The organism is Ruegeria atlantica (assembly GCF_947495585.1).
GTDB lineage: Bacteria > Pseudomonadota > Alphaproteobacteria > Rhodobacterales > Rhodobacteraceae > Ruegeria > Ruegeria atlantica_G.
The window spans coordinates 1-20,505 of the sequence record NZ_CANLZK010000001.1; the positions used below are offsets into that span (position 1 = coordinate 1).

Genomic DNA, 20,505 nt, shown 5'->3' on the forward strand with positions numbered 1-20,505 from the left:
TCCATAGGTGTATGGCTTTTGATGCATCGTCTGCGTTTCAGGCCAGTTAAGAATGCCGCAATCGCTTTTTGGTCGCGAAACCCGGCGTCTAGCCATGGCGCGTCCTCCCGGTTGCCTGCATCGGGAACGACTCGGCCATAAATCAACATCATCACGATATTCAGCGTCCACGTCGTGCCACATTTGGGAGGGGTTACAACAAAGACGTCGTCCGGGCGCACTTCGAACTCGTCCCAGATGTCGGTGTTGGTTACTGGACCGCTGTAACCCCGAAGTCGTTCCGTTCTGACAGCCGCCATTCTTCACTCCTTTGCACTGGAGGAGAATCGTAGCAGGGCTGAGGTGAAAGGAATAGGTTTCAGAAGGATAGATCGGGTTCAGAATATTCGGATAGCCGCTCAACATTTGCCGTCGCCTTCGTCCGCACAGCGGTCATTGATGCATTACGCGGTGAAAGACTGCTTTGAGCCCAAAGCTGCCGTTATTATTGGACGTGGCGAACGGCTGCTTGAAGCAGAAAGCCGGCACTGTGATGCGTTACTCGCCAATGGCTCCATGTATTGGCGCCAGGATGGATCAGACATCTATTTCTTGCTATGCTCCGGATTGGAACTTAGGGCCCTCGCTCGAAATGAACTCGGTGTTTCCCCGACCTGAGATCTGAAGAAACGCGTGAAGTGGGCGTTATCGTCGTAGCCAAGCAAATTGCCGATGTCGGCCACTTTCATATCACCGTCCCTCAGTAATCCTTTTGCACGATCGATCTTTAGGCGCTTGATCTGCCGAGGAAGTGTGGTCCCGTGTCGTTTGAGCGCCTTGCGAAGCCGATCTGTTTCAACCCCGAGCATCTTCGCCACCGCCTTCGTTCCGAGATCAGGATCTGCCAGCCGATTGCGCAAGACCGACCGCATTGCAGTTACAACTGATATCTCTTCGCCCGACTGATCGCTTTGGCGCTGAGCGACTGAGGAGTCGAAGTTCAGTTCCTGAAACAGCCACTTTGCCGGAAAGTGCAATCGCATACCGGGATCGTCGACAAGGCGAGTCTCTATCCCGGCATAACCGGAGGGGACGCCGACGATAAACCGGCTTTCAAATGAAACCTGACTGGCATCCCAGGCATCACCAGTTACAGATCGAAGAAGCCTTACGTAGTGAGCAGCACCAAAGCCCGTGACTTGTATCGGGTCGATACCCGGCTCCTGCAGCCGTGCAACGCGGTAGACCGCACTCCCCGGCTCAATGATCAGCTTGTGCTCAACGGAGTTGGTCTCACGAGGAATGCGCTGGATAAACTTAGCAAAAAATTGCCCCAGCGTGGTGGACGTGGCGACGGACTCTGCAAAGGGGGACCATTTTGAGAAATCGTGCAGTTCGCCAACATGCACGCCGAGATATCGGTCATCTGCCAGCCCGGCAAAGGCATTCAGCAATCCGTATACGACTTCTGAATGCACGAAGAGGCTTGGGTCTTTGACTGTGTCAACGGACAACCCATGATCTTCGAACGTGCGGCGTGGATCAATTTGCCTATCTATCAGATAGTTGACGAATGGTTGCACCAGTGACAGACGAATAAAGCCGTCCTGAGACCCAGCTTGAAGTGAATTCGCAGGCATCGAATCCTCCCACTGACATCATTGCACAAATTGCGATCGAATGATTGCCATTTTCTTGCAGGAAATCGCGTATGTCGCCGCAATAATGGCCATTGAAACCGAAAATCTGGTGCTAAGTTAACGGGGAATCAAAAATGGGGAGAAGTATCAATGCCTAAGGCGTTCAATCAAATTCTTATGTCCACTGCGGGAACGGCGCTTGCGCTGGTCCTTGGCTTTGGCGCACCGGCGCAGGCACAGGACGACGCCCCGCGGCAGGTCCTGTTCACAAACGTCAACATCTTCAACGGTGTCGATGGCGAGCTGATGGAGAACGGTTCGGTTCTGGTCGAGGGCAATCTGATCAAGACCGTTTCGACTGAAGCGATCGATGCACCGGACGCCTTCACTGTGGACGGAGAGGGCCGCACCCTGATGCCCGGCCTGATCGACATGCACTCGCACATGTGTATCCGGAACGGAATGCTGGAGTTTCGTGACAACTATGACCAGATGGCCAACGGCGCCTATGTTGCACTTGTTTTGCAGGACTATCTCGACCAAGGCTTCACAACCGCGCGCGACGCGGGCTGCAACATTCTTGGCATCGCGAAGGCGGTGAATAACGACATCATTCCCGGACCGCGTCTCTACCCCAGCGGCGCATTCCTCAGCCAGACGGGTGGTCACGCCGACACGGGATCATTCAACGATGTTCCGGGCGACGTTGATGATCTGGAAGCCCATATGTTCGGCTTTATCGCCGATGGTGTTCCGGAGGTCATTCGCGCGGCGCGTCACAACCTTCGCGCCGGTGCCACTCAGATCAAGGTCATGGCCGGCGGCGGTGTTGCCAGTGAGTTTGATCCCCTGCACACAACCCAGTACTCGCTGGAAGAACTCAAGGCGATTGTGGGCGTTGCCGAGGACTATGGCACCTATGTGCTCGTTCACGCCTATCACGACCGTTCGGTCAATAGGGCGATTGATGCCGGGGTCCGCGTGATCGATCACAACTTCCTCGTCTCCGAAGAGACCATCATCCGCATGAAGGAAGAGGGCGTCGCCCTTTCTGTTCAGGCGGTTATGTCGCTGGAAGCCTTTGGCGATCCTGAGAGCATCACCTTCTTCAACGCCGACCAGAAAGCCAAGGCGGCTCAAGTGAACACTGGTGCTCAGCAGATGATGGAATGGGCAGTCAAGCATGACCTGTTGATGGTCACGGGTGGAGACATGTTCGGACCTGATGTGGTGCGTCAGGCTGACAATATCATCTGGTTCAACGACAAGGTTGCCAACGATCCACTTCTGTCTTTGAAGACCGCGACGAGCAATGCAGCCGAAGTCTTGACCTGGACTGGTGGTATGAACCCCTACAAAGATGGGACATTGGGCACGATTGTCGAAGGTGGCTATGCGGATATCATTTTGGTTGATGGCAACCCGCTTGAGGACATCAGCGCAATCAAGCGCGACAACGTGGATTTCGTGATGAAGGACGGGGACGTATATAAAAACTGGCTACCCAGTGAAAATGCCCCAGCTTTCAAACCCGCAAAACCGAGCCAGGATGCCTACTTCGGCAACCTGTGATGCCGGAGCGGGGCGACTCTCCCTCGGGCCGCCCCGCGAACATCACCAGGCAATAGGCAGACCCATAAATGCGATGTTTCCTTTATCTGCTAACGTTTCTGTTCGGTCTGTCCTTGCAGTCTGGTGCGGAGGCTTTCGAGCACGCTGTCAAAGGCTCGGCGGTGCCTTGGACCCACACGGAGTTTGACGCCTCATCGGACAAATTCTCTTTTGCGATCCATTCCGATTTGACCGGTGGTGAACGCCCCCGAATCTTTGAAACCGCGATGGCGCAGCTTGCGCTGTTGCGCCCGGAGTTTGTGATCAGTGTGGGCGATCTGATCGAAGGTGGTGGCAATCGCGAAGAGCTCATCGCGGAGTGGGAGAGCTTCGATTCTCGCGCGCGAATTGTCGGGGCACCGCTTTTCTATGTCGGTGGTAACCATGACCTCTCCAGTGAACTTGAACGCACGGTCTGGAAAGAGCGTTACGGGCCGCACTACTATCACTTTCGCTACAGGGACGTGCTGTTTCTGGTGCTCGACAGCGAAGACATGACGTTCGATCGGCGGGAGGAAATTGCTTCGGCCCGCGCTGAAGCCGTCGAGATCTACAAAACCGATGGGCCTGAAGCCTTTGCCGAAACACCTTACGCGAAAAGCCCTGAGCGCACATCAGGCGCGATCAGCACCATGCAGGCCGATCACTTCGTTCAGGCGATTGAGGCCAATCCGGATGTGCAGCACACTTTTGTCTTCGTGCACAAGCCTGTTTGGTTGCGCGAAAGCGGCACACCGTTCTTCGATATCGAATCCGCACTGACAGATCGCTCCTACACGGTCTTCAACGGCCACGAACACATCTACATCCATCGCGAGCGGTTGGGTCGCGATTACATCCAGCTTGCAACGACAGGGGGCGAGCAATTTCCGGACAAGGGTCTTTCCGAAGACCACCTAACACTGGTAACGGTTTCAGGGGATCGGGTCGACATCGTGAACCTCATGCTGGCTGGAATTCGTGACAAGTTCGGCGCCACACCCAATGACGGTTCCGACCTTTGTTTTGCCGTTGCCAGTTGCGACGAGACTCAGCAATGAACCGCTGGCGTTTTCAGGACATAGTCGCGATTACTTCTGTGATCTCCCTGCCCGCAATCGCATCCGCCCAAGTCGGCCCGAATATCGACGATCTGGCCAAAGAACTGGCCAATCCCGGGGCCGCGAATGCGACGATGAACTTCAAGCTGGAGTTTCGCGGCTTCGACGGCGACCTGCCGGATGCCGATAGGCAAGACAGCACGACGCTGACGTTTCAGCCGGTGCTACCATTCATACTGCCGAACGGGAACAACCTGATCTTTCGCCCGGCTTTCGGCTACGGCTGGGGAGCGCCGCGGCGCGATCCGTCGACCGGGTCGTTCTCAGGCCTCGATGACTGGAACGATATTCCCTACGACCTGCTCTATTCATGGGGAACAGGGGACTGGACTTTTGGTGCAGGGGTTGTCGGCAGCATTCCTGTCGGATCCGAAACCTCGTCAGACAACTGGCTACTGGGCCCGAGTTTTCTTGCAGTGAAGACCTTCGACTGGGGCGTGACGGGCATCTTTCCCTTTCACAACGAGAAGGTCGGGGGCAGCGGTGCAGACACCTCCATCACTTCGCTGCAGTATTTCCTCTTCTACGGCCTCGGCGACGGCTGGCAGATCGGGACCGGTCCGACGATGACCTACGACTGGAACGCCGCATCCGGCCAGGAGTGGACGGTTCCCATACAGCTCGCCGTCGCCAAGACGACGGCGATTGGAAAGCAACTCGTGAAGTTCAATCTGTCCGCGGAAAAAAACATTGTGAGACCTAACCCTTTCGCCGAGGATTGGACAGTCACCTTTACGTTCAGCCCGGTCGTCAAGAACCCATTCCAACGAAACCCACCCAGCCCGCCAGTTGACGCAGCGACGCGTGCGGCGGTTCTGGCCCCCACCAGATAGGAATGATGATGCTTATCAGACGGACCCTTCTTTCCTGCGCCCTTTGTATGCTGGTCGCGCCTGCAGCGGCACAAACCAGCGGTCTTTCCGGCCCGTCCTCGGTCGAGGCGGACCTGACGCCCGGTGACGGTCTGACCGATCCGCAGTTCCGTTCGGACTTCCCGCGCAACATCGCGCCGGGCTGGTTTGGCTGGAAGGACGGGCTGGCTGAGAAAGGCTTCAGGTTCAATCTCGACTATCTGGCCCTAGGGCAGTGGTCCAATTCTAATCTTGGCGAGGGTCAGGCCGGGGGCGGCATCGCGCGCTTTTATGGCAGCTGGCAGGCGACGGACAACGGCAGCCTGACCTTCAAGGCCGAGCATCGTCACGCCTACGGCAATGTCGCGCCGCAGTTTTTCGGCTTCGATGGCGGCGCGCTGGCGATCACAGGCACGGCCTTCAACGACAACGGGCCGCTTCTGACCAACCTCTTCTGGACCCAGCGCGCCGAGGACAAGTCCTGGACCCTGCAATTCGGCCAGATCGATGTCACCGATTTTCTCGACGTTTATGGGCTCGTCAGCCCCTACACCTCGTTCCAGAACCTCGCCTTCAACACCAACCCGACGATCAATGCACCCAATCCCGGACTCGGGATCGCCGGCGGCGCGAAATTTGGCGAGAATTTCTACGTCGTCGCCAGCCTTGCCGACGCCGATGCCGATCCCAACAGCCCAAGCCTCGACGTCTTCTCGGATGGCAAGCTCTTCAAAAGCCTGGAGTTTGGGTACACCAGTGATTTTGGCCGAATCTACTTCGACAACATCCATCTGACGGTCTGGGAGTCCGACGAGTCCGCCGACGGTACGCGGCCAAAGGACAGGGGCGCGGCCTTCTCGGCATCCTGGTTCATCGACAACAAGTGGGCACCGTTTCTGCGCGTTGGCGCGTCGGACGGCACGGCGGCGCTCTACAAGCGGTCGGTCTCCACCGGTCTCGGGTACTACTTTCGCAACACCGACCTTGCCGGTATCGGTCTGAACTGGGCGGAAGCCAATGGAATCCCTGGCAGCCAGAAGACGATGGAGGCGTTCTATCGGTTCTCGATTTCGCCCGGGTTGCAGATCACGCCGTCGCTTCAGTACATCGAGAATCCTCTGCTCGACCCCAGCCAGTCGAGCATTACCCTTGTCGGATTGAGGGCCCGCGTGGTCTTCTGATACTTGCATCCAGCTAACCGCCCAGTGGCTGCTTTCGTTGGTCACCAGACCTTACAGAACGACCATTTAAAGGCTGATTTGTCCGCAAAGCAGACGTTGAGCAGATTTCACTGAATGACCGCTTCGAGCCCGAATTGGCAAATGCTGCACTTACCATTCAATGTCAGGTGTCGGATTGAGGCGCCCAGTCATTTCTCTTCCAATTTCGGTTGAACTTTCGCACCTTTACAAGCGATTTAGCCGGATTGACTAGGAAACTTCCGATCATTTACAGGGATAATTTGCCAGTCATTTTGTTGTCTTCGACTTTGCGAAACCGCCGTACGAGATAATCCACGAACGCGCGCGTTTTCGGCGCCAGATTGCGCCTGTCGGCAAACATTACGACGATATCTGTACTAGGTGGTGCGTATTCCGGCATAACACGGACGAGTTCCCCGGATTTGAACTTCCGGTTTGCAATGTAGCAAGGTAGTCGCGCGATCCCGATGCCAGCCAGTGCCGCTCGAAATACAACATCGGTGCTGTTCCCTTCAAAACTGCCAGTTGCTTCAAATCTTTCGCCTGACTTTGGTTCGTTACTGTTCCAAGCGTTCCGTTGGCTTCTTCCAGCAACTCTCAGGCAATTATGTTCAGCCAACTCGGCGAAATTCGTCGGCGTTCCAGAAAGCTCAAGGTATTCAGGTGAAGCACAAAGCACCCTGCGACTCCGCATAATGCGCCTGATGACTATATCTGGGTTCTGACGTTGTTCAGCAAAGCAGATCGCAGCATCAAACCCTTCACTGCGAAGATCAATCTCACGGTCGGTTAAATCTAACGATACTTGAACTTCAGGATTCTCTTCCATGAATTTAGGCAGAGCAGGTATCAGCTGTGACTTGCCAAAGGCAACCGTGGATGCGACTCTGAGCACTCCGCGGGGGATACCATCAAAGTTATGGATCATCGCCTCGGCCTCTTTGAACTTGTCAGCCATCGCTTTGCACTTTTCGTAGAACGCTCGGCCTTCCAGTGTTGGGGAGATACCCGTTCTGGTGCGGTTCAGAAGCCGGTAGTGCACCTGATCTTCAAGCAATCCGATCTGCTTGCTCACAGCCGATGGGGTTTGCCCCATTGATCGCGCTGCCGCAGAGATGCTTCCCTGCTCGACAACCGTCGCAAAGATCAACATTTGCGCAGAAATATCCATCTCATGAACCTTGCTGTTCCAATCTGGCATGGGGCCCTTGCCAAATTGCCAAATTGTGAGCGCTACCAAATCCGCCTATCTCTGCAGTGCAGCATAAATACTGCATCGCAGCAAGACACGAGGCAATATCATGGCAATTACACGATCAAACAGCGCGCTGGATGTCGTTTTCGAAGCTGGCCGCATGTTCTTTCATCAAAAGATAGACACGATGCGAAGGGCACAGGCCAATCGCAGGGTCTACCGCGCGACGTATTGTGAGCTCTCGGTGCTATCTGACCGCGACTTAACAGATCTGGGTATTCGGCGCAGTAGCATCAAAAAACTTGCTATGGAGGTTGCGTATGGCTGTTAACACCCAAACGTCTAGCTCAGATCGTGGTCAGGCCATTACCGCATCAATCGCCTTCCTGGCTTGGATCAGAGCCATGGCAAATGCTGGCCTAAAGACTTTTCAAATGGCCAGAATGCTTTCCTCTCTTTCGAGTATGAGCGACTACCAGCTCGCTCAGATCGGAATTTCGCGATCCGATATCCCGGAATATGCCGCAAAATTGATGGCTGACGATTAGAGAAGTAGACCCTCAGGACAGAAGATTGCACGAAATTTGCTGGTCCTCGCTCCTCCCAGAGTAAGCCAGCAAAAGCGGCGGCGAAAAAGCCAACAGGGAGCGCCAACGCAAAGGGCCAGCATTTTCACCTCCTCCCGAAAATGCTGGCCCAAACCAAACTGCCAAGCAGGAGCTCCGAAAAATGACCGGTGAAAGAACTTTACACGATCCGGTCGTCCGTCGTCTGCGTTTCGGCGATCAAAATGACATTTGTTAACATTTTCTTCAGTTAGATAATCAAACCCGGCGGGCGCGTTTTTGTGGAGCCATCAGCAACAAAGGAGTCTTGAGTTACGCACAGAATGTCCTTCGTTACGACGGTATCGCTTGTGGGGCGTTTGTCTGTGGGCAATTGGGGGCCTTGTGGAACTGCGCGGTCTCTTTCATTCATGGCCAGCAACAACCGAGGCTGCGTTTTCTGTCGAGGCCGAGTGGCAAAGTATCGGGATTGGGGAAGCTTTGTTTGAACAGATGTTCGCAATGGCGCAAAATAGAGGCGTCGGAACGATCCAGATGATGCGTCTCAAAAAAACGGTCACATGCGCCATCTTGCTGTGAAACACAATGCACGGCTTGTAGTTGACGCAGACGTAGTGGAAGCATTCTCATACACAAATTTCCCGAAGCCGGTTTCGATTGCAGTAGAAATTTTCGCGGAAACCAGAGGATGCTCATATCTGGCTTTTGGGTAGGCGTTCAACAGCGTCCAGCTCAGAAGCAGTCGTTAGCAACGTTTGGGGGAGCGGCGGGTTTGTCCGCAAAGCGGACATACATCGCGATTTTGCGAAGGACCGCATCGAGCCCAAAGCGACCAGCGCGGCGACATACATAAATGTATGTTTCCATCTCCAAGAATAATTGCGACGGAAATTAACTAATCAGCCGTTGTACCAATTCGGACAACGGAGAAAAAATGCCCGACTGCGCACGAATACTACCTTTCATCGCATTGGTTGTCTTTTCTGGGATGAGTTTGCTCGCCATGGAAGCATTAGAGACGCTTGCCGTCGCGGGGTACACCCCGTTAGAACGCCTGTCACTGACGGCGAACCCAATTGCGTGGGGCGATGCCACGCTACAGGCAACGCGACCCTTGAGTTGAAAACCTTGGAGTGAAGAGCGTGACCCTCACGACCAGATCGCACCGAATATAGAAACGGAACATTGCTCATGAAACCTGATATCCTGTTCAATTCCATTGTGGCATTTGCCTTCATTGCCGCGCCTGCGCTTGCCGATTCACCGAGGCTTCAAACGCCTGCCCCCGTCATCTACTTGGCCGACAACCTTGACGAACAAGACGACCTCGGTTGGTGCATTGACACGCTTGGCAGAGGATTTGCCGAGCGACTGCAAGCCCATTCCTGCAAACCGGAAGGCGGCGACGTGCAGTTTTCGTTCGATGCCAAAACAGGAAATATTCAATCGGTCGCATTCTCGGACTATTGCATGTCTCATCAACCAAATGAGGAAAGCACGTTCGCTCTCGTCTCCTGCGATACCACTGCAACTGACCAGCAGTTCGTATACGACCCAGAGAGTCGCGCCATTCGTACATCAGACGACGAAACCACTTGTGTTTCCGCTGGCCAACACAGCCAATCTGCCGGACCGTACATGTCACGGGCACTCGTTTTGACCGACTGCGTGACGACTCCTGAAGCGCTCAAGGAATGGGTAATTCTCGAATGAGACGCGCTAACGACTCCACAAAAGGACCTTTGCTGAAACCATCAGTTTCCCAAATCGCGCTATTCTTTGTGACGCCCGTGGCCCTACAGGCCGAGACCTTCTCTGCGGATGTCTGGGCCGACAATTGGTTCGAACTGCGTGTAAATGGCACCCAAGTTGCTGAAGACAGCGTGCCGATCACGACGGAACGCTCGTTCAATGCAGAGAGCTTTGATTTCACGGCTGAGCGCCCCTTTGTGCTGGGTCTTGTGGCCAAGGACTTTAAAGAGGATGACACGGGACTGGAGTATATCGGCACCCGTCGTCAGCAAATGGGCGATGGTGGCGTGATCATGCAAATCAGGGATGCCGCTGGCGCGACTGTGGTAGTAAGCAATGCTGACTGGCAATGCCATGTGATCCACGCCGCACCGCTAGATAAAACTTGCGAAAACGAAAACGATCCCGTGGCAGGCACAGCCCCGTGTGGATTTGATGCCAGTGAAGAGCCCTCGGGCTGGGATGGTGCTGACTTCGACGCATCGTCTTGGGCAAACGCAAGCGTTTTTACTGAGGCTGAAGTCGACCCAAAATTTGGGTATGATGAAATCTCTTGGGATGCGTCCGCCGAATTGATCTGGGGCCCGGATTTGGAACAGAGCAACACCGTTTTGTGCCGTTTGACCGTCAACTAACACCCAAGGACAACCAACATGTTGAAATCAACCCTCATGACCATTGCAGTTTTAAGCACAGGGATGGCCCATGCGGAAAACGTCGAAATTTATGTCGTTGATATGCTGGACGGTCTTGTCAGAAGAACTTTGCTTGAGAGGGGTAGGGCGGTTGCGTAGCTTTTGTCCATGACCAGACCTGCCTCATTCAAATACTTCAAAACCAGCCCTGAGATTATCCGCCTTGCGGTGATGCTGTATATTCGGTTTCCATTCTCGCTTCGGAATGTCGAAGATTTACTGCACGAGCGAGGCATCGACGTGAGCCACGAAACTGTCCGATACTGGTGGAATAGGTTCGGCCCGATGTTTGCTGCTGAGATCAGGCGGAAGCGGGTGCAGCAGCTGCGCGCGTTCTCGAAATGGAAGTGGCACGTGGACGAAGTCTTTGTGAAGGTGAATGGCAAACGCCACTATCTCTGGCGTGCAGTTGATCACGAAGGTGAAGTCCTTGAGGCCGTTGTCACCAAACGCCGAAACAAAGCTGCGGCACTGAAATTCCTCAGGAAATTGATGAGGCGGCACGGCAATGCCGAAAAGATCGTCACCGACCGCTTCGCTTCCTACAAGGCTGTTCTAAGAGAATTGGGTGTTCTCGAAAAACAAAGGACGGGCAGGTGGCTCAACAACCGCGTTGAGAATTCGCACCTGCCGTTCCGACGAAGAGAACGCGCAATGCAGCGTTTCAGGCGCATACGAAGTTTGCAGAAATTCGCCTCCGTCCATTCTTCCGTCTACAACCACTTCAATCAGGAAAGATCGCTAGCCAGCCGAGACACCTTCAAGCTGACGCGCACCGCCGCTCTTGCCGAGTGGCGCGAACTTGGTGCGGCATAAAGGGCAGCTATGCTGGCCTAGCTGAGACTGGTTCGAATTCGTCTGACAGCACCTTCAAATCGAGCGATGGCATGCTGGTTCAATAGCGTTTCCCAGCGACGCTGATCTTTGGTCTGCATCAATCTATTTCAGCCTCGTAACGCTGACGCCTCTTGGATACGGGGACATTTTGCCAGTCTCTGCAGTAGCTCGTATTTCGGCGGGCTTTGAGGCTGTTAGCGGCGTGCTTTATATCGCAATCATGATCGGAAGCATCGTCGGGACGTATCGCCAGGAGCTTGTTTCCGGCTCCTCGACGAAAAACTAATTCTCGGGAATTGGAGCGTGGTCTCTACCGAGGTCCGCTCAGGGTGGCCGAATCCAAAGCCGTGGGGCGGTCTTGAGGTAGGCCATGACTTTGCAATGTCTGGTTTCTGCGCATTCCAGAATTTCGGATCTGACAACGTTGCTGGTGCGGCGAATGGCGGTTTCGTCTGCAAAGTAGACGTTAAGGTGTGATGCAGTGAATGACCGCTTCGAGCCCTGTCTAACAAATGCTGCAATCAGCACGAACTAGGAGTATGGGCTGAAACCCGACTTTGAGGGGCGGCAAGCGAGAATAATGATCCATGACAACGCCATGAAATGTGCACGGTGGTAAAATGCGGCTATGACGCCACAGCAACATCACCGTCCTAAGTGGACTTTTTAGTGATCTGTGCACCTTTTATTCTTTGAAAGCACAATGGAACAAGCCTATGCCTAAACGACTTTCCCAATCCGCGCCGTCAGTTACAGCCCTTTGCGTCGCTGCCTTGGTCTCCGGGGGTGCCACGGCAGAATCCACAAGCGCCACGCTTGACGCCCTTGTCGACAGTCGGGAAATCCCGGTTACGGTCGATAACTTTGCCCAGGCCGCGACGGATGCAGAACTGGAAAAGTATGTCTCACTGGCTGGTGGCGTGAATAAATTTTTCCATTTCCGCACACCGACCCCGGTGGAAAACCAGCCGACGATCCGCATGAATCGTGACACGCTCTACAGCACGGCCGTCGTCGATATCAGCGAGGGCGCAACCCTGACGCTGCCCGAGGTGGGTGAGCGTTATATGACCGCGATGATTGTGAACCAGGACCACTATATCAACAACGTCTTCTTTGGCGGCGGCACCTACACGCTGGACATCAAAACCTTCGACACCCCCTATGTCATCGTGTTTATGCGCACGCTGGTGGACGCGTCTGATCCGGACGACGTCGCCGCCGTGAATGCGATTCAGGACGCGATGACGATCGAGGCGGCGTCATCCAAACCCTTCATCTCTCCAGATTACAATGAAAAGGATCCAGAGGACTTGATTTCAGAAACCTTGAGGTTGGGCCGATTTGCGCCCGATGCAACACGCACCTTTGGACCCAAGCCCGAGGTTGATCCCTTACGCCACTTCATCGGCACGGCGGTCGGCTGGGGCGGCTTGCCGGAGACCGAAGCGTTTTACGCGAGTATCGAACCGAACCTGCCCGTCGGAACCTACAAGATCAACGTCCCGGCAGACGTGCCTGTTGGGGCATTCTGGTCTGTCAGCCTCTATAATGCGGCCGGTTTCTTTGAGGAAAACCCGCGCGATGCTTACAGCGTCAACTCGATCACCGGAACGCCCAACGATGACGGCAGCATGACGGTGCATCTGGGTGGCTGCGAAGCAGATGCGGTCAACTGCCTGCCGATCATGGAGGGGTGGAACTATACCGTGCGGCTCTATCGTCCGGGGCCCGAAGTTCTGGATGGCAGCTGGACATTTCCTGCCGCCCAACCTGTGAATTGAGTGAAAAAGGAACAGACCATGAAAGCTCTACTTGCCTTCGCCCTGTGCGCTCCGACTTTGGTTTTGGCCGAAAACGTCACCGTTGAAAACTTTGTACGCGCCGAGTCGGATTTCAATATCCTGGGCAACATGAAGTCCTTCGGCTTTGGCGTCGGCGAGTTGCATCACCTGCGCGAACCAACGACCACCGAAAACCAGCCGACGATCCGGATGAACCAGGATACCCTCTATTCTGGGCTTGTGGTGGACCTGTCAAAACCTGTGGAGATCACGCTGCCCGACCTGCGCGGGCGATATCAGTCCCTGCATTTGGTCAATCAGGATCACTATATGTTCGCTGAGGCAAAACCCGGGACCTACAGGCTGACCGAAGATGAGGTAGGCACCCGCTTTGCCTTCGTGGCCTTCCGCACATTCGTTGATGTCACCAACCCTGACGACATCGCAAAGGCCCATGCCGCGCAGGACGCGATCACAACAAGCGGCGGCGGCAAAGGACCATACGAGGCGCCGGATTGGAACCTGGATAACCTTGGGGTGGCGCGCAAGGCGCTGAGTGATGTCGCGGTGCTTGGCTTTAATTCAAAATATGCGTTTGGCACCAAAGACGAGACACGGCCCATTGACCACCTTGTCGGCGCTGCCGCAGGTTGGGGTGGCCTGCCGTTCACTGCTGCGTCTTATGTCATCGACAGCGTTTCAGAAAATGATGGCAAGACCCCGCATGCTGTGACCGTAAAGGACGTGCCGGTGGACGCATTCTGGTCCATCACCGTCTACAATGCCAACGGTTATCTGGAGCCCAACGATATGGGGGTGAACAGCTATAACAATTTCACAGCAACACCGGACGATGATGGGGCCTACCCGATCCATTTTGGTGGCTGCGACGATGGCCGTGTTAACTGTATCCCAATCTCGCCTGGCTGGAACTACGCGGTTCGCCTCTACCAGCCCCGCGCCGAGATTCTGGACGGCAGTTGGGCCTTCCCGGTTTTCGAAGCTGTGGATTGAGGTAAGCTCGGCCCAAAGTCGTGGTTCAAGGCTGACATGCGCGGCATTCATCGCCATGTTCGGTCTTGTCAGAAGAACTTGTCTTGAGGCGGGCAAGGCGAGCACTTAGCGTCGCAGGATGACAAAACGCAGCCCTTTTCGCTACTTCAACACGAGCCCCGAGATCATCCGTCTGGCCGTCATGATGTATGTTCGGTTTCCGCTTTTGCTTCGCAATGTTGAAGATCTTTTGCACGAGCGCGGCATCGAGATCAGCCACGAAACTGTGCGTTATTGGTGGAACAGATTTGGCTCGATATTCGCGGCAAAGATCCGCAGAAACAGGGTCAATCGGATGCGATCTTATTCGAACTGGCAGTGGCATCTGGACGAGGTCCTCGTGAAGATCAATGGCGAGACGCACTACCTATGGCGGGCTGTGGATCACGAAGGCGAGGTGCTGGAAAGCTATGTGACCAAGCGCCGTGACCGCAAAGCTGCGTTGAAATTCCTCAGAAGGTCTAGTCAGAAGAACTTGGGTTGAGGCGGGCAGGGTGCTCTCGTAGCCTTCGCGCATGATCAAAAAGTCGCCATTCAAGTACTTCAAGACCAGTCCAGAGGTCATTCGTCTGGCAGTCATGCTGTACGTTCGGTTCCCATTGTCACTTCGGAATGTCGAAGACTTGTTGCACGAACGGGGAATTGAGGTGAGCCACGAAACCGTCCGATATTGGTGGAACAGGTTCGGTCCGATGTTTGCCTCCGAGATCAGACAAAAGCGAGTTCAGCAATAGCGAGCATACTCGAAATGGAAATGGCACGTCGACGAGGTCTTTGTGAAGGTGAATGGCAAGCGACACTATCTGTGGCGGGCTGTTGATCACGAGGGCGAGGTGCTGGAAGCCGTTGTCACCAAACGCCGAAACAAAGCTGCAGCACTGAAATTCCTTAAGAAATTGATGAAACGGCACGGTTGCGCCGAGGAGGTCGTGACCGACCGTTTTGCATCCTACAAAGCAGCGCTCAGAGATTTGGGTGCTCTCGAAAAACAACAGACGGGCAGGTGGCTCAACAACCGCGTTGAGAATTCGCACCTGCCTTTCCGACGAAGAGAGCGCGCTATGCAACGTTTCAGGCGCATGCGAAGTTTGCAGAAATTCGCCTCCGTCCATTCCTCTGTCTACAACCACTTCAACCAGGAAAGATCGCTAGCCAGTCGAGACACCTTCAAGCTGACCCGCGCCGCCGCTCTTAGCGAGTGGCGTCAGCTTTGTTCCGGATAGGTTCGCGGTTTCCGCGGCAAACTGAGACTGGTTCGAATTAGTCTGACAGCACCCTCCTGCTCGTCTCGAGAATTGAATCAGCCGGTGGGCCGCCGATCAAGCAGGAGTTTTTCAACGAAATCAGCCCACAACAGACGTCGCAGTTTCGCGCATCACGCAGAAATATCCGAGCGCGAAAGTCGCGTAGCGCGCGACAAATCGGCACCGAAGAATGTTATGGTTACAATAGTTGTCTTGGTTGACTAGTGCGCTTCCTATACGGACGGCCGATGAGTGAAGACAAAACATAACATCCAGACAAACGTGAAAATTAAAGATTGTACCTTCGGCCTCTCCAGTCGGGTTTAGGTGCCAACAATTTGGCCTCTCCGTTCTGGGAGCTAATTCACTTCTGAAATTATTAACCCCCCCCGCTTCACCAAAAGGTCAACAATTGCGTCGACCCCTTTTTTGTGGCGAAGGGACGAGAACAAAAATGGCCGTCCTTTGCGCATTCTGGCTGCATCTCGTTCCATTACCTCCAGTGAAGCGCCAACATGCGGTGCCAGATCGGTTTTGTTTATGACCAGGATGTCGGATTTTGTTATTGCCGGTCCGCCTTTTCGCGGGATTTCCTCTCCAGCGGCGACGTCGATCACATAGATTGTAAGGTCTGCGAGTTCCGGACTGAAAGTAGCCGACAGATTGTCGCCGCCGCTTTCGATCAAAACGATATCAAGATCGGGATGGCGTTCCTGCATTTCAGCGACAGCTGCAAGGTTTATCGATGCATCCTCGCGGATTGCTGTATGTGGGCAGCCGCCCGTTTCGACGCCGATAATCCTATCTTGGGGAAGGACCTGCATGCGCACCAGCGCTTCGGCATCCTCCTGCGTATAAATGTCATTGGTGATGACGCCCACTGAACAAGCATCGCGCAGGGCTTCAGACAAGGCAGCGGTCAATGTGGTCTTTCCGGCTCCAACCGGGCCACCGATGCCAACGCGAAGAGGGCCGTTCATACTGCTCATGTTCGGAATATCCTTGAATACTGTGTTTCGTGTCTCATCGACGCGATGTCCGTCAGGAACGTAGTCGAACTTAGTTCTTCTAAACCTGCCAATTGCGCCTTTTCGGCGATATGAGCACATTGCGGTGTCAAATTACGGATCAGTTTCTGAGCGTCGGTTTGCCCCAGCGGCACAAGACGCGTTGCGCAAGCGACCAAGTTGCTTGCGAATGCTTGTAGGTACATCTTCGTCGTCAGCAGTAGGGGGAGGTTTTGCAGACACGCGGCGTGGCCTACTGAAACTGGGTAGGAAAGCTGTTGGATGTCTAAATCCCAGACATCTCCTGTGACAGTCCCGAATGCCTGCCCCAGCAGTTCGGTTTCCATTTTCCTTTCGGATGACGCGCAGATAGCCCGTGCCTTGGCATCGATGCTAAAAAGTTCATCTTTGTCCTGCGCGTTGTAGGCGGACACTACGAACAGAGCATCATTCCATCCAGATCCGTGTTCCAGCGCATCTGAAATCCAAGCTTCGGCGTTTTGAAAACTGGCGACCGCTCCTTCGTCAATTGCAGCTTCCAACCCATGAGAATAAGCAAAGCCCCCCACAGGGTATGCCGGAGATAACCACTGGGTCAGCGTCAGGATATCGGCGTCAGTGGGCGTGGCCATGTGTCCTGCCATGGCCATAGGCTCCGCCTTCGGGGTTGAACGGTTCGTGCACCTCGCGCACTGTGGCTCCGATTTTCAAAAGCATGTCTCGGATCACATGATCGACCTGGATCAGCAGACGGTCCTTTTCGATCTGGCACGGCGTGTGGCGATTGCCGATATGCCACGCGACGCGTGTCAGGTCCGAAGCGGAAACCTCTAGCAGTGCTTCGGGTGCAGCCTGTATTTCCACTTCGCGACCGTCGTCCAGAACCAACGTGCCACCGTGGTTCAACGAGGTCGTTTGCGACAGATCGACGAGAATTTGTTCGCCACTTTCACAGGTCAGAACCTTGCGACGCAAAAACCGATCGTCATAAGTCAGCGACAGGCAATCTGCGGACTCGCCGTGCATATGATCCGAGTAACGGCGTGCGGTGCAGAGCAGGGCGGTCATACCGTCACCTCCTCTGTAGCGGTAATGGTCAGAGCCAGATTGAGTCCGAAAATACCCGATGTACGATCCGTTCGCGTGATAGGCCGCGTTTTTTCAACTCTTCGTCGCTGAGCGATTGCAGGAATTCGACTTGCCGAACGCGTGATTGAGCTTCGGCCACACTGATCAGAGCCCCGTAGACTGATGCTGCGATGGACGCGATCAGACCGGGCAGCGAAAAGCGTGCGTGAGATTGTGTTGCTGAGTGTGCCATTTGGACCCTCGTAAACGTTGGTCCTCCCTTGGGCATTAATATCTGTCATATCGGCCTCACTTTGAAGTGGGTGTTTGGTCATTTCTGGGTTGCGCGCGGTGCAATGCAGCATAATTTTTAGTCAGAACATAAAGTATCGCTGTGCCATTGGCAGCACTTCGGCGGGTTGGCAGGTCAGCAATTCGCCATCTGCCCGGACTTCGTAGGTTTCTGGATCGACTTCGACATGAGGTGTCGCGTTGTTGAGCAGAAGATCCCGTTTGCCAATCTCTCGCGTGTTTTGGACAGCGACGGTCTGCTTTGCCAATCCAAGTGTATCACCGATCCCGTCCGCCAGCGCGGCTTGCGAAACAAAGGTGATGGCCGAGTTTTCAACGGATCGACCATAGGCACCGAACATTGGCCGACTATAAACTGGCTGCGGGGTAGGAATCGAAGCATTCGGATCACCCATCTGTGCACAAACGATGGTGCCGCCCAGCAAAACCATCTCAGGCTTCACTCCAAAAAAGGCAGGGTCCCACAGGACCAGGTCGGCGCGTTTTCCTTCCTCGATACTGCCGATCTCGTGACTGAGGCCATGGGCAACGGCAGGGTTAATCGTGTACTTGGCGATGTAACGGCGAACGCGCAGATTGTCGTTGTCACCGGATTCCTCCGGCAGGCGGCCTCGCTGTTTTTTCATCTTGTCAGCCGTTTGCCACGTACGGATCAACACCTCGCCAACGCGGCCCATAGCCTGACTGTCGGACGCGATGATACTGAAGGCACCCATGTCGTGTAGGATATCTTCAGCCGCGATGGTTTCACGCCGGATGCGGCTTTCAGCAAAGGCCACGTCTTCGGGGATGGATTTGTCCAGATGATGGCAGACCATCAGCATGTCGAGATGTTCCTCTACCGTGTTCACCGTAAAGGGCCGCGTCGGGTTGGTAGAGGAGGGTAGGACATGGTCCTCACCGCAGATTTTGATGATGTCGGGGGCGTGGCCGCCGCCCGCGCCTTCGGTATGGAAAGCGTGGATAGTACGGCCCTTTATCGCGGCAACTGTATTTTCAACAAACCCGGATTCGTTGAGCGTGTCGGTGTGGATCATCACCTGAACGTCCATCGCATCAGCGACCGAAAGGCAGCAGTCGATGGCTGCCGGGGTCGTGCCCCAGTCCTCGTGCAGTTTCATCGCACAAGCTCCGGCTCTGACCTGTTCCTCCAGAGCAGCGGGAAGCGAAGCGTTGCCCTTACCCGCAAAAGCAAGATTCATGGGAAAAGCATCTGCCGCCTGCAACATCCGGCCGATATGCCATGGGCCCGGTGTGCATGTGGTCGCCAGAGTGCCATGTGCCGGGCCAGTGCCGCCACCGAGCATGGTCGTCAGGCCAGAATGCAGCGCGTCGTCTATCTGTTGAGGGCAGATGAAGTGAATATGGCTGTCGAACCCGCCAGCCGTCAGGATGCGACCCTCGCCAGCGATGGCCTCTGTGCCGGGGCCGATGATGATGTCTACACCGGGCTGCGTATCCGGATTTCCGGCTTTGCCGATCTTGGCGATGCGCCCGTCCTTTAGGCCGACATCCGCCTTGTAAATACCCGAGTGATCCACGATCAGAGCATTGGTGATCACCGTGTCCACGGCCCCCTCGGCTCGCGTGGCCTGTGACTGCCCCATCCCATCGCGAATGACTTTGCCACCACCGAATTTAACCTCTTCACCATAGACATCTTCGCGGTGGCCGGTCTCGCTGAAACGCGCAGTCGTTGCGCGCTCCACGATCAGGTCTTTTTCTACTTCGATGATCAGATCGGTATCTGCCAATCGTACTTTGTCGCCGACCGTGGGGCCGAACATGGAGGCATAGTCACTCCGACTGATCTTGCCCGGCATCTTTCAAAGCCCCCATGATATGCATATTGAAACCGTAGATGTGCCGGCGCCCCTCAAATGGCACCAGCATAACTTCGCGAGTTTGCCCTGGCTCAAATCGCACCGCAGTGCCCGCCGGGATGTCCAGCCGCATACCCAAAGCTGCATACCGATCAAAATCCAGAGCCGGGTTTGCTTCGGAAAAATGGTAGTGGCTGCCGACCTGTATTGGTCGGTCGCCGGTATTGGCGACAATAACAAGACGGCTGCTGCGCCCTGCGTTCAGCGTCAGTGAGCCTTCGGCCGGAATAATCTCACCCGGGATCATTTCGGCAGCTTCAAAATCACGGTAATGGCGATGACCGCAATCAAAGCCAACCCAACTGCGAGCGCGGCGTAATCACTGCCATGAGCGTGAACTTGGGTATCCGAATGGGCCATGGCCGGACCAGCCAGAATGAGAGCGGGAAACAGCATACGGTTCATGGAGAACTCCTTTAGAAATTAGCGAATGGGGTTGTGGACAGTCACAAGTTTTGTGCCATCCGGGAAAGTGGCTTCGACCTGTACCTCGTGGATCATCTCGGGCACGCCTTCCATGCATTGGTCACGGGAGATCACTTCAGCCCCGGCTTGCATCATGTCCGCGACCGAACGGCCATCGCGCGCGCCTTCGACCACGGCGTCGGTTATCAACGCAATGGCCTCGGGGTGGTTCAGCTTAACGCCGCGGGTCAGCCGTTTTCGAGCGACCTCGGCGGCCATGGCGACCAGCAGTTTGTCTTTTTCTCGAGGGGTCAGGTTCAT

At 55.0% G+C, this 20,505-nt stretch carries 24 protein-coding genes and 2 pseudogenes; 15 read left to right on the forward strand and 11 right to left on the reverse strand.

Annotation, left to right across the window (positions count from 1 at the left end; translation table 11 throughout):
* Both QMP16_RS00005 and QMP16_RS00010 read right to left on the reverse strand, forming a co-directional pair.
* A partial coding sequence (locus tag QMP16_RS00005; protein ID WP_282150747.1) for a sulfotransferase domain-containing protein occupies nucleotides 1–299 on the reverse strand: 299 nt, incomplete at its 3' end.
* A gap of 285 nt (nucleotides 300–584) precedes the next feature.
* Nucleotides 585–1,619 carry a helix-turn-helix transcriptional regulator gene (locus QMP16_RS00010; protein ID WP_282150748.1) on the reverse strand — a complete coding sequence of 345 codons (1,035 nt, stop codon included), beginning with the start codon at nucleotides 1,617–1,619 and terminating at the stop codon, nucleotides 585–587.
* 150 nt (nucleotides 1,620–1,769) lie between these two features.
* On the opposite strand from QMP16_RS00010, the gene QMP16_RS00015 reads away from it, so the two are divergent.
* The 4 genes from QMP16_RS00015 (at nucleotide 1,770) to QMP16_RS00030 (ending at nucleotide 6,362) form a co-directional block, all read left to right on the forward strand.
* Entirely contained in the window at nucleotides 1,770–3,191 is a 1,422-nt protein-coding gene (locus QMP16_RS00015) for a metal-dependent hydrolase family protein (RefSeq protein ID WP_282150749.1), read from the forward strand.
* Nucleotides 3,192–3,259: 68 nt separating this feature from the next.
* The gene (locus QMP16_RS00020) at nucleotides 3,260–4,270 is read left to right on the forward strand and encodes a metallophosphoesterase family protein (RefSeq protein WP_282150750.1); all 1,011 of its coding nucleotides are present in this window, start codon (nucleotides 3,260–3,262) and stop codon (nucleotides 4,268–4,270) included.
* Nucleotides 4,267–5,163, forward strand: coding sequence for a hypothetical protein (locus QMP16_RS00025; protein ID WP_282150751.1), 897 nt, complete (start codon nucleotides 4,267–4,269; stop codon nucleotides 5,161–5,163). Before QMP16_RS00020 ends, QMP16_RS00025 begins: the two co-directional genes overlap by 4 nt.
* A 47-nt stretch (nucleotides 5,164–5,210) precedes the next feature.
* Complete coding sequence (locus QMP16_RS00030) at nucleotides 5,211–6,362, forward strand: carbohydrate porin (RefSeq protein ID WP_282150752.1); 1,152 nt, start codon at nucleotides 5,211–5,213, stop codon at nucleotides 6,360–6,362.
* A gap of 268 nt (nucleotides 6,363–6,630) precedes the next feature.
* Here the strand turns inward: QMP16_RS00030 and QMP16_RS00035 are convergent, their stop codons facing one another.
* Nucleotides 6,631–7,584 (reverse strand): LysR family transcriptional regulator, encoded by a 954-nt coding sequence (locus QMP16_RS00035; RefSeq protein ID WP_282150753.1) that lies wholly within the window; start codon nucleotides 7,582–7,584, stop codon nucleotides 6,631–6,633.
* A 181-nt stretch (nucleotides 7,585–7,765) separates the two neighbouring features.
* Here QMP16_RS00035 and QMP16_RS00040 point away from each other — a divergent pair, with 181 nt between their 5' ends.
* The 11 genes and pseudogenes from QMP16_RS00040 (at nucleotide 7,766) to QMP16_RS00085 (ending at nucleotide 15,488) form a co-directional block, all read left to right on the forward strand.
* A complete protein-coding gene (locus QMP16_RS00040) occupies nucleotides 7,766–7,909 on the forward strand; it encodes a DUF1127 domain-containing protein (protein WP_282151562.1) in 144 nt (47 codons plus the stop codon).
* The gene (locus QMP16_RS00045) at nucleotides 7,899–8,126 is read left to right on the forward strand and encodes a DUF1127 domain-containing protein (RefSeq protein ID WP_282150754.1); all 228 of its coding nucleotides are present in this window, start codon (nucleotides 7,899–7,901) and stop codon (nucleotides 8,124–8,126) included. The genes QMP16_RS00040 and QMP16_RS00045 overlap by 11 nt, the downstream gene beginning before the upstream one ends.
* A gap of 1,006 nt (nucleotides 8,127–9,132) precedes the next feature.
* Entirely contained in the window at nucleotides 9,133–9,267 is a 135-nt protein-coding gene (locus QMP16_RS00050; protein WP_282150755.1) for a hypothetical protein, read from the forward strand.
* 68 nt (nucleotides 9,268–9,335) lie between these two features.
* Nucleotides 9,336–9,857, forward strand: a complete 522-nt coding sequence (locus tag QMP16_RS00055) for a ricin-type beta-trefoil lectin domain protein (RefSeq protein ID WP_282121413.1) — start codon at nucleotides 9,336–9,338, stop codon at nucleotides 9,855–9,857.
* The gene (locus tag QMP16_RS00060) at nucleotides 9,854–10,531 is read left to right on the forward strand and encodes a PEBP family protein (RefSeq protein WP_282150756.1); all 678 of its coding nucleotides are present in this window, start codon (nucleotides 9,854–9,856) and stop codon (nucleotides 10,529–10,531) included. Before QMP16_RS00055 ends, QMP16_RS00060 begins: the two co-directional genes overlap by 4 nt.
* A gap of 168 nt (nucleotides 10,532–10,699) precedes the next feature.
* Nucleotides 10,700–11,407, forward strand: coding sequence for an IS6 family transposase (locus tag QMP16_RS00065; RefSeq protein WP_282150757.1), 708 nt, complete (start codon nucleotides 10,700–10,702; stop codon nucleotides 11,405–11,407).
* Between the two features lie 82 nt (nucleotides 11,408–11,489).
* Nucleotides 11,490–11,714, forward strand: coding sequence for a potassium channel family protein (locus tag QMP16_RS23615; RefSeq protein ID WP_432653391.1), 225 nt, complete (start codon nucleotides 11,490–11,492; stop codon nucleotides 11,712–11,714).
* Between the two features lie 430 nt (nucleotides 11,715–12,144).
* Nucleotides 12,145–13,212 (forward strand): DUF1214 domain-containing protein, encoded by a 1,068-nt coding sequence (locus QMP16_RS00070; protein WP_282150758.1) that lies wholly within the window; start codon nucleotides 12,145–12,147, stop codon nucleotides 13,210–13,212.
* 18 nt (nucleotides 13,213–13,230) lie between these two features.
* Nucleotides 13,231–14,226 carry a DUF1254 domain-containing protein gene (locus QMP16_RS00075; protein WP_282150759.1) on the forward strand — a complete coding sequence of 332 codons (996 nt, stop codon included), beginning with the start codon at nucleotides 13,231–13,233 and terminating at the stop codon, nucleotides 14,224–14,226.
* A 118-nt stretch (nucleotides 14,227–14,344) separates the two neighbouring features.
* Nucleotides 14,345–14,737: pseudogene (locus tag QMP16_RS00080) on the forward strand (IS6 family transposase); the annotation flags it as partial.
* Between the two features lie 43 nt (nucleotides 14,738–14,780).
* Nucleotides 14,781–15,488: pseudogene (locus tag QMP16_RS00085) on the forward strand (IS6 family transposase).
* Nucleotides 15,489–15,868: 380 nt separating this feature from the next.
* Here QMP16_RS00085 and ureG read toward each other — a convergent pair.
* The 8 genes from ureG to QMP16_RS00125 form a co-directional block, all read right to left on the reverse strand.
* Complete coding sequence (gene ureG, locus QMP16_RS00090) at nucleotides 15,869–16,498, reverse strand: urease accessory protein UreG (RefSeq protein WP_282150760.1); 630 nt, start codon at nucleotides 16,496–16,498, stop codon at nucleotides 15,869–15,871.
* Nucleotides 16,495–17,148 (reverse strand): urease accessory protein UreF, encoded by a 654-nt coding sequence (locus QMP16_RS00095; RefSeq protein ID WP_282150761.1) that lies wholly within the window; start codon nucleotides 17,146–17,148, stop codon nucleotides 16,495–16,497. Before QMP16_RS00095 ends, ureG begins: the two co-directional genes overlap by 4 nt.
* Nucleotides 17,132–17,584, reverse strand: coding sequence for an urease accessory protein UreE (locus QMP16_RS00100; protein WP_282150762.1), 453 nt, complete (start codon nucleotides 17,582–17,584; stop codon nucleotides 17,132–17,134). The genes QMP16_RS00095 and QMP16_RS00100 overlap by 17 nt, the downstream gene beginning before the upstream one ends.
* A gap of 28 nt (nucleotides 17,585–17,612) precedes the next feature.
* Nucleotides 17,613–17,837, reverse strand: a complete 225-nt coding sequence (locus QMP16_RS00105) for a DUF1127 domain-containing protein (RefSeq protein ID WP_282150763.1) — start codon at nucleotides 17,835–17,837, stop codon at nucleotides 17,613–17,615.
* 121 nt (nucleotides 17,838–17,958) lie between these two features.
* Nucleotides 17,959–19,719, reverse strand: coding sequence for an urease subunit alpha (gene ureC / locus QMP16_RS00110; protein ID WP_282150764.1), 1,761 nt, complete (start codon nucleotides 19,717–19,719; stop codon nucleotides 17,959–17,961).
* Nucleotides 19,694–20,026: an urease subunit beta gene (locus QMP16_RS00115; protein ID WP_058276343.1), complete on the reverse strand. Its 333-nt coding sequence runs from the start codon at nucleotides 20,024–20,026 to the stop codon at nucleotides 19,694–19,696. The genes ureC and QMP16_RS00115 overlap by 26 nt, the downstream gene beginning before the upstream one ends.
* Nucleotides 20,023–20,184 (reverse strand): hypothetical protein, encoded by a 162-nt coding sequence (locus tag QMP16_RS00120; protein WP_158506935.1) that lies wholly within the window; start codon nucleotides 20,182–20,184, stop codon nucleotides 20,023–20,025. The genes QMP16_RS00115 and QMP16_RS00120 overlap by 4 nt, the downstream gene beginning before the upstream one ends.
* Nucleotides 20,185–20,202: 18 nt before the next feature.
* Complete coding sequence (locus QMP16_RS00125) at nucleotides 20,203–20,505, reverse strand: urease subunit gamma (RefSeq protein WP_058276342.1); 303 nt, start codon at nucleotides 20,503–20,505, stop codon at nucleotides 20,203–20,205.